The 15,625-nt window shown below is 39.4% G+C and carries 11 protein-coding genes; 4 read left to right on the forward strand and 7 right to left on the reverse strand.

Annotated features, from left to right (window positions below):
* The first annotated feature begins 70 nt into the window (after positions 1-70).
* The 4 genes from CHB68_RS12155 to CHB68_RS12165 are packed head-to-tail and all read left to right on the forward strand — an operon-like array spanning position 71 to position 6,640.
* On the forward strand, positions 71-1,432 hold the full coding sequence (locus tag CHB68_RS12155) for an NAD-dependent succinate-semialdehyde dehydrogenase (RefSeq protein WP_089261142.1): 1,362 nt from the start codon (positions 71-73) through the stop codon (positions 1,430-1,432).
* A gap of 5 nt (positions 1,433-1,437) precedes the next feature.
* On the forward strand, positions 1,438-1,608 hold the full coding sequence (locus tag CHB68_RS18570; RefSeq protein WP_179213195.1) for a hypothetical protein: 171 nt from the start codon (positions 1,438-1,440) through the stop codon (positions 1,606-1,608).
* A gap of 37 nt (positions 1,609-1,645) precedes the next feature.
* The gene (locus CHB68_RS12160) at positions 1,646-5,374 is read left to right on the forward strand and encodes a BamA/TamA family outer membrane protein (RefSeq protein ID WP_089261143.1); all 3,729 of its coding nucleotides are present in this window, start codon (positions 1,646-1,648) and stop codon (positions 5,372-5,374) included.
* Between the two features lie 54 nt (positions 5,375-5,428).
* Entirely contained in the window at positions 5,429-6,640 is a 1,212-nt protein-coding gene (locus CHB68_RS12165) for a Pycsar system effector family protein (protein ID WP_089261144.1), read from the forward strand.
* A 13-nt stretch (positions 6,641-6,653) separates the two neighbouring features.
* Here CHB68_RS12165 and CHB68_RS12170 read toward each other — a convergent pair whose 3' ends face one another.
* The 7 genes from CHB68_RS12170 to CHB68_RS12195 all read right to left on the reverse strand — a co-directional run bounded on the left by CHB68_RS12170 (position 6,654) and on the right by CHB68_RS12195 (position 15,622).
* Positions 6,654-7,094 carry a nucleoside deaminase gene (locus CHB68_RS12170; RefSeq protein ID WP_245838927.1) on the reverse strand — a complete coding sequence of 147 codons (441 nt, stop codon included), beginning with the start codon at positions 7,092-7,094 and terminating at the stop codon, positions 6,654-6,656.
* Positions 7,095-7,117: 23 nt separating this feature from the next.
* Complete coding sequence (locus tag CHB68_RS18800) at positions 7,118-7,243, reverse strand: hypothetical protein (RefSeq protein ID WP_261375021.1); 126 nt, start codon at positions 7,241-7,243, stop codon at positions 7,118-7,120.
* A gap of 236 nt (positions 7,244-7,479) precedes the next feature.
* On the reverse strand, positions 7,480-8,916 hold the full coding sequence (locus tag CHB68_RS12175) for a rubredoxin (protein WP_089261145.1): 1,437 nt from the start codon (positions 8,914-8,916) through the stop codon (positions 7,480-7,482).
* Between the two features lie 11 nt (positions 8,917-8,927).
* A complete protein-coding gene (locus tag CHB68_RS12180) occupies positions 8,928-12,458 on the reverse strand; it encodes a nitrate reductase (RefSeq protein WP_089261146.1) in 3,531 nt (1,176 codons plus the stop codon).
* 230 nt (positions 12,459-12,688) lie between these two features.
* On the reverse strand, positions 12,689-13,351 hold the full coding sequence (locus CHB68_RS12185; protein WP_089261147.1) for a response regulator transcription factor: 663 nt from the start codon (positions 13,349-13,351) through the stop codon (positions 12,689-12,691).
* A gap of 127 nt (positions 13,352-13,478) precedes the next feature.
* The gene (locus CHB68_RS12190) at positions 13,479-14,762 is read right to left on the reverse strand and encodes an alginate export family protein (RefSeq protein ID WP_089261148.1); all 1,284 of its coding nucleotides are present in this window, start codon (positions 14,760-14,762) and stop codon (positions 13,479-13,481) included.
* Between the two features lie 35 nt (positions 14,763-14,797).
* A complete protein-coding gene (locus tag CHB68_RS12195) occupies positions 14,798-15,622 on the reverse strand; it encodes an ABC transporter ATP-binding protein (RefSeq protein ID WP_089261149.1) in 825 nt (274 codons plus the stop codon).
* Positions 15,623-15,625 lie beyond the last annotated feature (3 nt).

The raw sequence follows: 15,625 nt of genomic DNA on the forward strand, positions 1-15,625 counted from the left end.
GGGTTAAAAGGGTTAACATTTAAATGAAACGCATTAAACCCTTTTTACTGGAACATCTAATTTTGTAACCATGAAAAAGAATACTTCAACAAACCCATATAACGGTGAATCAATTAATTCCTATAATAGGGATACCCAGGAGAGTTTGGACATAAAGCTGCAAAGTTCCTTATCCGTTGAAAACCAATGGCAAGAAACTTCCATTAAATCAAGGTCTAAATTACTTTCCAAAGTTTCTTCGTTATTGGTTGAACGCAAGGAGGTCTATGGCAAACTTATTACACAAGAAATGGGAAAGCCTATTGCCCAAAGTATATCAGAGATAGAAAAATGTGCTTGGGCCTGTGATTTCTATGCTACCAATGCAGAGGATCTATTGGCAGATGAACTTATTGAAACCGATGCAAGTGAAAGCTTCATAAGCTATGACCCTTTAGGATGTATTTTGGCCGTTATGCCATGGAATTATCCTTTTTGGCAGGTAATACGTTTTGCGGCACCTACACTTACGGCAGGCAACACCGTACTCTTAAAACATGCGGCCAATGTTTCCGGCTGTTCCAAGGCTATTGAACAATTGTTTCTTGATGCAGGTTATCCTGAAGGATGCTTTCAAAGTATTATCGCAGGTCATGAGGAAATTGAACGATTAATCGCCAATGATCACGTTAAGGCGGTTACCTTGACCGGGAGCGAAAAAGCGGGTAAATCCATAGCTAAACTGGCAGGTGAGCACCTTAAAAAATCAGTTTTGGAATTGGGTGGCAACAATGCCTGTATTATATGGGAAGATGCCGACTTAGAAACTCATTTAGACACCATGGTAATGGCACGTATGCAAAATACGGGTCAAAGTTGCATCGCCGCAAAACGATTCATCGTATGTGAAGACATCTACGATACATTCATGGAGCAATTTATCGCAAAAGTAAAGGATTTAAAATCTGGTGACCCCATGAAGGACGATACCTATATAGGGGTCATGGCCCGTGAGGATCTCGCAGAAACATTACAACAACAAATAAATGACTCCATTGCCATGGGAGCAAAGAACGTACTTGGCAACGAAAGGAGCGGGGCATATTTTTCACCTACCATCATTACCGAAGTTACGCCAGACATGCCCATTTTCAAAGAAGAGACCTTTGGACCCGTTGCCGCCATTATAAAAGCCAAGGATAGAGCAGAAACATTGGCGTTGGCTACAGATTCAAGATTTGGTTTGGGCAGCATGTTGTTTACACAAGATATAGATGCTGCATATTCCGTTATTTCCAATATTCCGGACGGTGCATTCTTTGTAAACGATATGGTAAAATCTGACCCTAGATTACCTTTTGGGGGCACAAAGGCATCGGGTTATGGTAGAGAGTTATCAAGAGAAGGAATATTGGAGTTCGTCAATAAAAAAACAGTATACATTAACAAATAAAAGCTATGAAAAAAGAAACTGAAGAAACAAAATTTGTAAAAGAACCGGAAGAGGAAACAAGGGAATTCATCTTACAGAAAAATAAAAAAACTAAACTAGGGGCAACTATTGTCATTGCATTCCTTGTTCTTCTTATAATCGGGATTATTGTATCCAATGTATTTTTTACGAATTAAATATACCTACGACCAAAGTATTCACTAAAATCATTTTATGACCAAACGACCATATTCAATTCAGTGGCAAAATTATAAATTCTCTTTTGTTCTTGGCTCCTTGCTATTGCTTGCATCATGCGCAACTTTTAAAGAGCATAAGGCCGCTGATTTGAACGATATCCGTGCGGATAAAAAGATTACGCATTCGTTCTATATTGCTGGTGGGTTGGGTAATTTTTCCGCTACCCCAAATGACAATCTTTTAAAACAATTTAAAGAGGAACTAACTAATGCCCCAAAAAATAGTACGCTAATTTTTACGGGGGATAATATTAGTCCAGAAATTAAGAATTGGAATACTGATAGTCTTCTTATTCAACAACAATTGTTATTGTCCGCCAGCTTTAAGGGAGAAACGGTTTTCTTGCCGGGAAATAATGAATGGAAGAGTTATGAGTTGGATAAAATTGAAAAAGTTGAAAACTTACTGAAAGAAGTCAATAGGGAAGGCACTAAGGTAGATCCCAACAATGGTTGTCCTATAGAACACAAGGTCATTAATGATGATTTAGACCTTATCCTCATAGATTCCAAATGGTTTGTTTCCAATTGGTCCAGGATAGAGGATATTAATAGTAAATGTACAGACATTATTACCCGTAGACGCTTTATGGAAGAGCTTGAAGGGTATATTGGTGACGGACAGGGCAAAAATATCGTAATTGCCATGCACCATCCGGTTTTTACCAATGGTATCTATGCCGGCAAAACTACCATAAAGGACCATATGAAACCACTACCTCTGGTAGGTACGGTTAAAAATGCGGTTATGGACCTTGGGGCTTTTAATCCTGAACATGTGAATTCCAGAAGGTATAATTATCTAAGGATTGCAGTAAGTGCTTTGGCACAGGCCAATGATCGTATAACCTTGGTTTCAGGCCATGAGGAAAGTCTTCAATTGCTTGAAGGAGGTGGTTTACATCAAATTATTAGTGGTTCCCTAGGTTCCAAAAGTGCTACAAAATTAGTTCCTGGTAAAATTACCGCAATAGGCGGGTCCATAGATTTCAATGGCAAATATGCGTATGGAGACCGTGGTTTTGCCCGTTTGGATTATTTTGAGGATGGCAGTTCCAAGGTTACTTTTATATCCGAAAATAACCTAAAGGAGAAAAAAACATTTGCCGTTCTACCACAATTTAAAACCAAAAAACAATTTACGGATTTTGCAGAACCATCGGATACCAATATTTCTACCAACATACTGGAGGACCCAGCGGATTATTCCAAAAGTGGATTTTATGAATTTTTATGGGGCAAGCGTTATCGCTCCTATTACGGTCAACCGGTCAATGCCCCGGTTGTTGAACTAGACACATTGTACGGAGGGTTAAACGTAGTTAAGGAAGGTGGCGGCCACCAGTCTTTCTCCTTACGCTTGGAAGACGCCAACGGCAAACAATACGCCATGCGCTCCCTACGTAAAAGTGCGCTCAAGTTTTTAAAATTTAAGCTACCCGGTATTTCTTACAATACCGCAGATTATCAAGATACTTGGGCAGAAAAAGCCATCTCGGATTTTTTTACCACTGCACATCCGTATATGCAATTAGTGGTAGATCCTTTGGCCAATTCCATAGCCATCAACCACTCGGACACCGATCTGTTCTATGTGCCCAAACAAGAGGCGCTCAAAGAGTACAATGAGGATTTTGGAGATGAACTTTATTATATAGAAAGGCGCCCATCAGAAGAACAGGCCAATTATAAAGGGTATAGAAGGACTATTGATGAATCGGGCAAGGTGACCGATTATGAAAGTACTACGGATATGCTCGAAAAAATAAAAAGTGACGAATCCTATACGGTCGATGAAAAAAACTTGATCCGTGCACGAATTTTTGATATGCTCATTGGTGATTGGGACAGGCACCAAGATCAATGGCGTTGGATCGAATATGAAAGTCCGGACGGAGAAAAGGAATTTATGCCCGTACCCCGTGATCGAGACAATGTATTTCCAAGATTTGATGGCAAGGTCATACCATTTATAAATTGGTTCGTGCCCAATTCAAGAAACTGGGAAACCTATGATGAGGATGTGGACAACGTAAAATGGCTAAACCTATCTGGAAATAGGTTAGATAGAACCTTACTTACTTCTTATGGTCCAGAGGCATGGGTAGAGGAGGCCAAGGCCATTCAAAAAGGTATGACGGAAGAGGTCGTTGAAAATGCATTTAAACGTCTTCCGGTAGAGGTACGGGACGAGACTTCTGAATATATCAAAAAGAGTTTGCTCAAACGTTTACAAACCTTGCCGGAAGTTGCAAGGGAATATGCCACCTACCTCAACAAAATCGTTGCGGTTAGGGGTACCGAGAAAGATGATATTTTTACCATAACCAGAATGCAGAACGGTGAAACCAAAGTTGTGGTAAAACGACTTCTATCCGATGAAAAGAATGAATTAATGTATTCCAGGACCTTTGACCCGGACATCACCAAGGAATTATGGATATACGGCCTTGGGGACGATGATATCTTTGTTGTTGAGGGTACGGAAAAAACCCGTATCAAGTTAAAAATAATTGGTGGTTATGGTGAGGATATATATACCATAAAAAACAAAAAGCAGGTTCATGTGTACGATTGGGAACATGAAAAAATATCCTTTGAGGAAGAAACTCCAAAAAATTTACTTTCGGATAATTACAAGACCAATACCTTTCATTTTAGATTCTTTGAACCTAATTCCAATATTTTAGTGCCCAATGCAGGATTTAGAACGGATGATGGTGCTTTTGTAGGTATTGCGAACACGTATACCAAAAATGGCATCAATGGAAATTCCTTTAGACAAAAACATAGGTTAAGCGCCAATTATTTCTTTAATTTCCAAGCTGCGGAAGTTGCATATTCCGGTACATATGGCAGTATCTTTCCTGGTTGGAACTTGGAAGTGGATGCCTATTTTACCAATGATCGCTACGTAAGCAACTTTTTTGATTATGGTAATGAAACCTTAAACGACGAGGACAATCTAGGTAGGGACTTCTACAGGGCCAGAATACAACAGTTTAAGGCAAGTGCAGGTTTGGCCTATTACAGTTTACGGTTTAAGGCATTATATGAATCGTTTAAAGTAGCGGACAATGAAAACAGATTGTTTAATCCCGCCAATTTGAACAATGCGCTCTTTGATAGCCAAAAATATGGTGGTGTGGAACTTACAGGTGAGTATGATCGTGATGATGCTGGAGATTTTCCTACCAAGGCCATTTATTTTGGCTTTGCCGCAGGTTATAAAATGAACCTTGATCTTAGTGCCAATAAGTTTGGATATGCTTCTTTAAAAGTAGGTTTTGACCACAAATTGGAACCCTCCGGTCATTTGGTTTACAGTACCATGGCAGAATATAAAGGATTGTTTGATTATGATACGGTGTTTTTCTACCACACCCCTTCCCTAGGAGGCCGTAACGGCTTACGAGGATTTAGGGACGAGCGGTTTACCGGCAAATCCTATTTTTTTCAATCCTCTGACCTTAAGCTAAAGGTTAAACGATATGTTACGGCTGTTTCCCCGGTTACAATTGGTGTTTATGGAGGTTTTGATTATGGTAGGGTATGGCAACCGGATGAAGATTCCAATGTTTGGCATACCTCTCAAGGTGGTGGGCTTTGGATCAGTAGCTTAAAGGCATTGACATTCAATTTGGGTTACTTTAATTCAAAGGAAAGTAATTTGATTCAAGTAGGATTTGGTCTATCATTCTAACAAATAGATTTTAAATTCATACCTTAAAAACCTCATTATGATAAAAACCTATCCATGTCCTCAATAGTTTCAAAGGCAGCACGTTTTGTTAGCGATAAATTGGCGTCGGACACCAATCCTAATTACCTGTACCATAATTTACGCCATACCCAACGTGTAGTCAATAGCACCAAAGAGCTAATTGAAGGAGAGCAAATTGGCGAAGTGGAAGAGGAAGTTCTATTATTGGCAGCATGGTTTCACGATTTGGGGTATACTGTTTCATACAGTAACCATGAGGAAAACAGTTGTGGTATGGCCAGGGATTTCTTAACCGAACATGGGTGTAGTAAAGAAATACTATCCCAGGTTTGTAGCCTGATCATGGCCACGGAAAAGGAATACGAGCCCAAAACAATACTTGAGCAGATAATGCGCGACGCAGATTCTTCCCATTTTGCGGAGAAAGATTTTTTGGCTACCTCAGAACTTTTGCGCGAAGAGCTCGAGTCTTTAGGTATTGCCCAATATTCCTTGGTAGATTGGCGAGAGGAGAATATTAGGCTATTACGTACCAAGCATAGGTTTTATACGGATTATGCCTTGGAAAACTGGCAACAGGGCAAGGATAAGAATATCAAGAAACTGATAAAGGACAAAAAAAAGAACAGTAAACTAGCCAAGAAAGAGCGATTAAAGGCTAAATATAAAGGAGAATTACCCGATAGGGGCATACAAACATTGTATAGGGTAACCTTAAGAAATCATTTAAAATTAAGTGATATTGCAGATACCAAGGCCAATATCCTATTATCCGTCAACGCAATTATCATTTCTATGGCATTATCCAACCTAATACCTAAACTGGATAACCCGTCCAATGATTATCTCATTTATCCAACATGCGTATTCATAACGTTCAGTATCGTATCTATGGTCATGTCCATCTTGGCCACTAAACCAAATGTTACTTCAGGTCAGTTTACAGAAGAAGAGGTTAACCTAAAAAAGGTCAACCTTTTATTCTTTGGGAATTTTCATAAAATGAAGTTGGAACAGTATGATTGGGCAATGTCCCAACTCATAAAGGACAAGGATTATATTTATAGTTCCCTGACCAAGGACCTCTATTTTCTAGGTATTGTCTTAGAACGTAAGTATAGAATTTTACGGTGGACATATACCGTATTCATGATCGGCATGGTACTGTCAGTAATCGTTTTTGGAATTGCACTAAAATTCTACGGTCCAGAAAGAGTATTGGAGCTACCGGTCATGCAACCGTAACCATCCATTATGGTTATTGCCATACTTTAACGGCCTCTTCCGCCATCAATTGTTCCAGATTAAATTCTTTTTGCCGTGCTTCTGTATTGGAGTCATAAAACATATTGGAGTAGATAAATCCATGTTCTTTGGCATCTTGTGCAGAACTGCCATAATATACTTTTTTGAATTTGGCCCAATAGATTGCTCCAAGGCACATCATGCAAGGTTCACAGCTGGTATACAACGTACAATCCTTAAGTGTTGTTGAATTCAATTTTCTACATGCTTCTTGAATCACTAAAAGCTCCGCATGCTGAGTACAGTCGGATAATGCTTTGACCTTATTGAACCCTTCGGCCAAAACGGTACCATTCCTTACAATGACCGCACCAAAAGAACCACCTTCGTTTTCCTTGCCAAGTTTGGCCAGTTCAATGGCCCTTTGCATATAACGGTTCGCGTTATCGTTCATTTTTTATACTGTAGTATGCAAATCTATTTATCAAGTGCCAAAAACACAAAACATAAGATAATGCCTATAGCAGCAATAACTATGGTGAATTTTATGGCTTTTTCAAGAGCGGTAACTTTCTTGGATTCGTCTATATTTACTCTGGTCATAGGTGGTTATTTTACGGTTGATATGTAACAAAATTATAGTCAACCATTTAGACTTTTTGACTGTACAAAGTAAATTGTTGCCTGTATTAAATATACGTTAACTTATTGACATAATGTAAGATAAATCCTATTTATTGTAAGAATGGTTGTGAATATTGTACTTCTAGATTCGCTGGATACCTCCTATCAATGGTATATAGTTAGCCTATATAAAACACTATTAAAGCCTTTTTCGCTTATATAAACTGTATCATGGATTCCTTAAATCTACTTTTAGGAGCATCGCACACCGGACAAGAATAAGTTTCCTTAATATCCAAAAATTGTGTTCCTGCCGGTATTCCATTAATTTCATCACCCAATGTTTCATCATATACGGTAAAACAGTCCGTACATTGAAAAATGCTCCGTTCCTTATCCTGTACTTCAACTTGGGCAGTTTCTTCTTCATTGACCACCGTACCCAATTGTTCAAAATACATTTTACTCAACTCCATTAAAAGACCGGGGAGCTCAATTTTATCAATATCCTGGGCGTAGGTAAGATAATGCTGGCTATTGGGATCAAAATGCTCAAAATGTAGCACATTGTAGGTTGGTCTTACCTCAAATTCCTGTACCAATGTCGGCAAATTATTTTTTTCTATAATTACCGATGCAAAATGAGATCGTTTACCAACTTCATTACTAATACCAAAGGTAAGACCATAAGTACTAATGTCATTTTGGTCAAAACTACGTACCAAATATTTCTTCAGCTCCAGCGCCTCCCCATCATCTATAGGAACATGCCAGTTCATCTCTAGCTGTGAATGCCTTACATTGATTCCCCTTTTACCTAAAAACCGTTCCAGTTCCGGTCTACTGGATTTTTTGATTCCTTTTACAACAAAGGACTTCCAAGGGGTAATGCATATTTTACCAATGCTGTTGTCCAAGCAAAACCCACAGAACTCTTTTAGAAAGGAGAGGTCATATTTGTTGTTTCGCCAATAAAGCCCTAGCCAATAAGAATCCAGTCCCATTCTGTTCATTCCCTCGTAATATGGAAAAGTTTGAAAAGGCACCTTAAGCTCTTTCTCCATGGTTTTGTTATTGGTTTCAAGATTTTTGTTCATGATATAAAACAACTCGTCCACATCTGCTATATCTTCCTGAAACTCCTCTATTTGCCTTGAAACAGAATTAATATCCCAACTATAGATCAATACAGGATAAAAGGCGGCGGACTTCCAATGGGGAAGCTTTATATTTAAATACCAATAATCTTCACTTTCCGAAGCAATAAAATTAAGATTGCCATTGAATATGGGAACCAAGCGCTGTTTGGGATCCGTGATGTTGATCTTGAGTTTGGGCTGAAAATCAAAACCTTCCAAAATATACAGGTAGGTAGAGCCTTTTAACCAGTGGGTCATATCAAAAATATCTGCGGAAACATAAGAACTTACAATATTTTGAAATGACCGCTCCCCAATAATATCCGTATTGAATTTTGAGATGCTTTCCAGTTGCTCTTCCTTGGCGTCCTTTAACGGAAATAAAATATCCTGTCTTGAACCAAAATTAACATGGGTCAGCCCAGCGGACTCCAGCATGGTAATAATGTCCTTTAATTCTCCCGGTGAGGTTACGCCACCTTTGATCAATATTCTATGAAGATCATCGTTCATAACATTATTGCTTAATTTGCCAGTACAAGTTGACCCTTTAATAATTCCTTTATTTCAGGTTTACAACTACCGCACCCAAGACCGGCGCCCGTTTCTGAACATAATTTGTTGAAATCGGTACAGCCGCCATGAATGGCGTCGTTAATATTACCTTCTCCTACCTGACTACAAGAGCAGACCAGTTTACCTTTTAAAGGAGTTGACGTAGAAGCTCCCCTTAATAATTCGTCCCTTTTTTCGGATAGTTCAATTTCTTCTTCTATAAGTCTCTTGAACTCCGCAAATTCATTTTTGTCCCCCATTAAAATAGCCCCTTTCAAGGTATCGTCCTTAACGATGCATTTTTTATAAAAACGTTTGCTTACATCCATCAATATAATTTCCTCATAAGTGGTATCTCCTATGGGAGCATTTACCATACCTATACTACAGAGATCAAGGTTTTCAAATTTTAAAATATTCATTAATACCGACCCATTGTATATACTGCTAAAATCCCCTAGGATAAAATTGGCGGCTATATCTGCCTGTTGCTCTGCAGCGGATGTTATCCCAAAAAGAGAATTGTTGTATTCCGCAATTTCCCCCAAGGCAAAGATAGATGGGTCTGTGCTCTGTAAATACGAATTGACCACCACACCTCTACGTGTTTTTATACCGGTCTGTTTGGCCAATTCTATATTTGGCCGGGTACCAATGGCATAAACAATGGCATTGCATTGAATGGTACGCCCTGTCTTTAAGTTTACCAAAAGGGTATGCTTTAGCCCTTTATCCTCAAAAACGGTACTAACCTCATTATCAAAATATAGATTGATGCCCCTTTCAGAAACATCTTCTGCCAATAACCGACTTGCCACACTATCCAATTGCCGTTCCATTAATCTTGGTGCACGCTGAATGATACTGATGTTAATGTCTATTTTTTTGAGTGCCGCGGCAAGTTCCAGGCCCAATAGTCCACCGCCCACGATCACCACATTTTGTTCTTTTGCAGGCAAGCCAGTTTCTAAAAGGTATTTTCTCAATTTATCCGCATCTCCCCGTTCGCGCATCGTAAAACGACCTGGTAGCTGTATCTGCACATCACTTGGTATAAAAGCCCTACTACCCGTTGCCATGATCAATAGATCATAGGAATGCTGAACTCCCATACTATCCGTAACCTTCTTATTGGTACTATCGATACTATCTATACCTATACCCGGGTGCAGTTCCACATCAAGTTTTTGCAATTCTCCTTCCTTTAATTTTTCCAAAGCCTCCCAAGACAGTTCATCACTTACATATTCCGGCAATAGTACCCTGTTATAGAATGGGTCTTTTTCCTTGGAAAAGACATGAAGGGAATCAATTGAGTTCTTTTCCCTATATGATTGTATAAATCTATACGCAGCGGCTCCTGCACCAATGACGATGATGTTCTGTCTTACTTTTTCAAATTTGGTGACCTCTACAGCACAATACTTAAAATCTGGCTCCTTGGAAACCGGATCTACCAAATCATTGGTAAGGTTGTTGGCCCTGCCAAAATCATTGTTCAATACTTTGCCCCAGTGCATGGGCAAGAATACCACCGATTCCTTTATATCATAGTTTAATTGAACCTTTACCTGTACACTGCCCCTTCTGCTCCTAACCACTGCAATGTCTCCTTCCTTGATCTTTCTTAGGTAAGCATCTACCGCGTTCATTTCCAAATAAGGGTGGGGAATATGGGTCAGCAGACGTTTTACCTTGCCCGTTTTTGTCCTGGTATGCCATTGATCCCTTACCCTGCCGGAATTTAATATCAATGGGTAGTCCCCATTGGTCTCTTCAGATTTATTATATAATGTTGAAGGCGCGTTGAAATGGGCCTTTTTATCGTTTGTAAAAAACTTAAGGTCCGTAAATAGTCTTGGTGTACCCTTGTGTGTTTTGTGCGGAACAGGCCATTGAAAGCTTCCTTCGTTGATCAGCCGTTCATATGATAATCCAGAAATATCTATTTCCGTTCCTTTTGTCAACAGGCAATGTTCATCATAGACTTCACTACTGTTTTTATAATCAAAACCATGGTAACCCATTGCCTGTGCAAATCGCCATAAAATTTCCGCGTCCGGAAGGGCTTCGCCCGGGGCATCTATTACTTTAGGCAAATAACTGATTCTTCTTTCCGAATTGGTCATGGTACCTTCTTTTTCCAACCATCCAGCGGCCGGTAGCAATAGATCTGCATATTTAGTGGTCTCGGAATTATGCGAAATATCCTGTACCACTACAAATTTTGCGTTTTTAAGAGCCTTTTCTACCTTTTTTACGTTGGGCATACTAACAACAGGATTGGTACAAATAATCCATACGGCCTTCATTTTTCCACTCTCAAGGGCATCGAACATTTCCGTAGCGGTATACCCTGGCTCTGGTTGTATCTCTCCACCACCCCAAAATTCCGCAACTTCCTTTCTGTGTGCCGCATTAGCCAAATCCTTGTGTGCGGCCAATAAACTGGCCATACCGCCCACTTCCCTGCCACCCATTGCATTTGGCTGTCCCGTTAGGGAAAAAGGACCACAACCGGGTTTTCCAATTTGTCCGGTCAATAGCGATAGGTTCAATAACGATACATTTTTTGCCACACCGATCACGCTTTGGTTTAGTCCCATGGTCCACATACTAATGAACTTTTTGGCATTGCCTAAATATTCGGCAGCCTTACGGATATCTGATGCGCCAATGCCACACTTTTTTGCGGCCTCTTTAATACTAAGCGCAAATGCCGTCTCCTTCACCGCGTTATAGTTAACGGTATGCTTTTTAATAAATGCCGTATCTATTTTACGCTTTTCTATGAGCCTACGTGCAATGGCATTGAATAATATTACATCCGTACCGGGTAAAATTTGTAAATGAAGATCGGCGCCCGCGCAAGTTTGCGTTTTTCTGGGATCTACTACAATGATCTTTACATTTGGATTTTCTTCCTTATGCTTTTCAAGCCTGCGATACAAGATGGGATGGCACCAGGCAGGATTTGCACCGGCAATTAAAAAACAGTCCGCCAATTCTATATCCTCATATGAAATAGGTACAGAATCCTCCCCTAAGGTCTTTTTATAGCCCACCACGGCCGAACTCATACACAGCCTGGAATTGGTGTCGATATTATTGGTACCTATAAACCCTTTCGTTAACTTATTCACTAGATAATATTCCTCTGTAAGGCATTGCCCGGAGACATAAAACCCAACACTATCCGGACCATGTTTGGCAATGATACTTTTAAATACCGCAGCAGCACGCTCAAAAGCCGTGTCCCAATTTATTCGTTGTAAAGGATGATTGCGACTCCATTTCATTTCTGGATACATAATACGATCTGTCGTATCCTGAGCTACATAATTAAGGTTACGCCCTTTTGTACAAAGCATACCCTTATTTGAAGGATAATCCGGATTTCCGTCTACGGAAATTGTACCCTTATTGTCCACATTGACCAACATACCGCAGCCAACCCCGCAATAGGAACAAATTGTCTTATGTGTCTTTTTTATACTCATGGTATATGAAATGAGATGCAGTAGATAATTCTTATGCAAATTAAAAAAAGTACGTATAAATACGTACTTTTTTATCATAATTGTTCGGCATTAAATCGTTTATTTCGCAATTAAAATGATCAATTGTTGAGATTTAAACAATTCGCTGTCCATAAAATGGCTCGTTGAACTTTTATTGTTGCACTACTATGCAAATGGTTTAGTAAGACAATATGTTGGTAACAGCTTTATTAGATCAAATTATATTTCTGTGATTTTTTAGAAAGGTCTATCAGGTTTTTCACATCCATTTTACGCATTAAATTAAAACGGTGGGTTTCAATGGTTCGCTTGCTATTTTGAAGTTTTTCCGAAATCTGTTGATTGGTCAGACCTGAGAGAACAAGTTCTAGAACTTTAAGCTCTTTATTGGTAAGATCAAACACATTTTCCCCTTTGGACTTTGGCGATTCCTCTTTGACCAACGGCTTGTTGGCTCCCAATAAATTATTGACCAGTACATTACTTATATCTCCACTAAAATACTTTCCGCCATCCCTTACCGTATGTATGGCTTTTATAAATTCCGTTTTGTCCGTATCCTTAAGCAAATAGCCATTGGCCCCGGCACTGATGGACTTTAAAATATATTCTTCAGAATCATGCATGCTCAATATAATGCATTTTACATCGGTATTGGTTTTTGTGAGTTCCTCTACCGCATCTATACCGTTCATAACAGGCATTCGTATATCTATAATCAATAAATCTGGGGTTAGTTGACCAACCATTTCTATGGCTTCCTTACCGTTTGATGCCTCTCCTATAACCTTTAAATCACTTTCAGACTCCAATAAAGAGCGTATACCATCTCTCACCAAAGCATGATCATCAACCAAAACAATTCTCGTCATTTCACTTAAAATATAGGTAATTATACGTAATACGCTAAATTACATATATTTTTACATATGAAAATATGGTCCATACACTCTTTGTTGCATGGACCATTTGCTTTTTATTCATTCTGTATTGAAAATACTATTCCTTTGAGGTGTTCAAAAATTGTGGCTTTATCGTCAATTGTACCCATGCCCAATTTTGACTACTTGCCGCAAGGTCTTCAGAAATGCCCTTAAGTTCATACATACCGTCCGCTGCAAAAAGCTGTGAATATCCTATGGCCAAACCATAGCCGTTGAATCCTTTTGAGAATACCACATCTATTTCCGTTCCCAAAGATTTTTCGCCGCTGGGCAAATCCTGTTGCCCACTAAAATTCAATGCCTTTACCAATAAACTAGATTTGTTCCCTAAATTAAACTTGGCACTGGCGTGGATATCGGTTAAACCTACACTATTTGCATGGTTGCCCACATAGAAGTAATCCATAAATCCATTAAATTTATGATTCGTGCCATAAAGGGGGAAAAAAGCTTCGGTCTTATCAATAGTATCGGTTTTGTTACCACTGATTATTTCAGTTCCCAATCCTAACATAATCTTGTCACTGGCTTTGTAGCCCAGTTCCAGCCCCAGTAAATAAGCTCCGCCTACTTTTACACTGTTCTGCCTTTCCCCGGTCTGTAAAAACAAATTGGCACTGGCATTGAACTTCCCTTCCTTAAAGGCCAAATGAGTACCCAAGGTCTGTAGGCTACTTATCCCGTCTGCCACACCTTGGCCATCAAAATTTTGAAACCCGTTATTGAGCGCCAGAAAACTAGCCGAAAAACCTGTCCATTGTTGTTTGGCATAAAGGTATTGCATGGTTTTATACGTAAAGAACCCTGCTGTATTATATGCCGTACCAACCGATTGAAAGCCTGTAGGGTTATCAAAATCCTGACTAAATGCCAAACCTACATCAAGTAAAAATTTATCTTTCTTATATTTCAACAATGCGGCATCATGGTTTCTACCTTGCTGTGCCCAATCTAACCCGCCAAATATGCGTTGGTCATCATATGAAATAATTTGCCTTCCCAGTTTAGTGGACCAGCCTTTTCCCAAGTTAATATTGGCCCAAGCTTCAAAAACCGCAAAGGAATCATTTTGGTCATCTGGTAAAATTTGCCTGTTCTCCCCCCATACCATTACATCTTGTATACTCAAATAAAACTGGTAGGCATCAAGTGCATAAGCGGCGTTTAACCTAGCGCGTGTAGAAATGGCAAACCCGGCATCTGCCTCATCTGCTATTAATGTGCCGAAACCATGTCTGTATTCCGTTCTTGGCCTAAACTGCCCATCTAATGTAAATTGTGCATTAATTGTATTGATGGCTATAACCAAAAAGGCAATAATTACGTATTGTTTTTTCATATTCTAATTCTTTAAATAATAAAAAGTGTTGCTGGTTAGTGTTCTAAAAAGTCTATTAAATGTTTACGATAGGTGTAGTAATCCTCATGATCCAAAACAGATTTCCTTGTTCGTGGCCTATCAAAATCTATAGCGAGTATGTCGCCAATTTTGGCCCTTGGCCCACTGGTCATCATAACGACACGGTCCGCAAGAAATATTGCTTCGTCAACATCATGTGTGATCATTACGGCGGTAATTTTTTCTTTATTCCAGATTTCTATGAGGATATCCTGAAGTTCTCCGCGGGTCAAGGAATCTAGCATTCCAAAGGGTTCGTCCAATAACAATACTTTTGGTTTTATGGCAAATGCGCGGGCAATACCTACCCTTTGCTGCATACCTTGAGAGAGTTCAGATGCCTTTTTGTGAAAATCCTTTTCAAGGCCTACCTTTTGCAAATAGTATTTTGCAATATCATGTCGTTGATTTTTTGTGGCGTGTGGAAATACCTGATCAACGCCCAAAAGCACATTTTGGAATGCGGTCATCCATGGCATTAAACTTGGTGCCTGAAATATTACCCCACGGTCAGGCCCCGGTCCGGTAACAGGTTTTCCCAGCACGGATATATTTCCTCCGGAAATAGGGTTCAACCCAGCTATCATGGACAACATTGTAGTTTTTCCGCAGCCGGAATGCCCAATTATAGTGACAAATTCTTCCTTTAATATCTGAAGGTTCAAATCCTCTAAAACCACATAATCGCCTTTTGGCGTAGGATATACCTTTTTAAGCTCAGATAGGTCCAACATAACCTTGGACGGATACACAATACCGTTTTCAGTATAGGTTTTATTTTGTTCTATTAGTGTATTCATTTT

This window comes from Maribacter sedimenticola (assembly GCF_900188415.1).
Classification (GTDB): domain Bacteria; phylum Bacteroidota; class Bacteroidia; order Flavobacteriales; family Flavobacteriaceae; genus Maribacter; species Maribacter sedimenticola.

Coding starts and splice junctions, on each gene's coding strand:
- CHB68_RS12155 (WP_089261142.1), top strand. CDS start 71: ATGAAAAAGAATACTTCAACAAACCCATATAACGGTGAATCAATTAAT.
- CHB68_RS18570 (WP_179213195.1), top strand. CDS start 1,438: ATGAAAAAAGAAACTGAAGAAACAAAATTTGTAAAAGAACCGGAAGAG.
- CHB68_RS12160 (WP_089261143.1), top strand. CDS start 1,646: ATGACCAAACGACCATATTCAATTCAGTGGCAAAATTATAAATTCTCT.
- CHB68_RS12165 (WP_089261144.1), top strand. CDS start 5,429: ATGTCCTCAATAGTTTCAAAGGCAGCACGTTTTGTTAGCGATAAATTG.
- CHB68_RS12170 (WP_245838927.1), bottom strand. CDS start 7,094: ATGAACGATAACGCGAACCGTTATATGCAAAGGGCCATTGAACTGGCC.
- CHB68_RS18800 (WP_261375021.1), bottom strand. CDS start 7,243: ATGACCAGAGTAAATATAGACGAATCCAAGAAAGTTACCGCTCTTGAA.
- CHB68_RS12175 (WP_089261145.1), bottom strand. CDS start 8,916: ATGAACGATGATCTTCATAGAATATTGATCAAAGGTGGCGTAACCTCA.
- CHB68_RS12180 (WP_089261146.1), bottom strand. CDS start 12,458: ATGAGTATAAAAAAGACACATAAGACAATTTGTTCCTATTGCGGGGTT.
- CHB68_RS12185 (WP_089261147.1), bottom strand. CDS start 13,351: ATGACGAGAATTGTTTTGGTTGATGATCATGCTTTGGTGAGAGATGGT.
- CHB68_RS12190 (WP_089261148.1), bottom strand. CDS start 14,762: ATGAAAAAACAATACGTAATTATTGCCTTTTTGGTTATAGCCATCAAT.
- CHB68_RS12195 (WP_089261149.1), bottom strand. CDS start 15,622: ATGAATACACTAATAGAACAAAATAAAACCTATACTGAAAACGGTATT.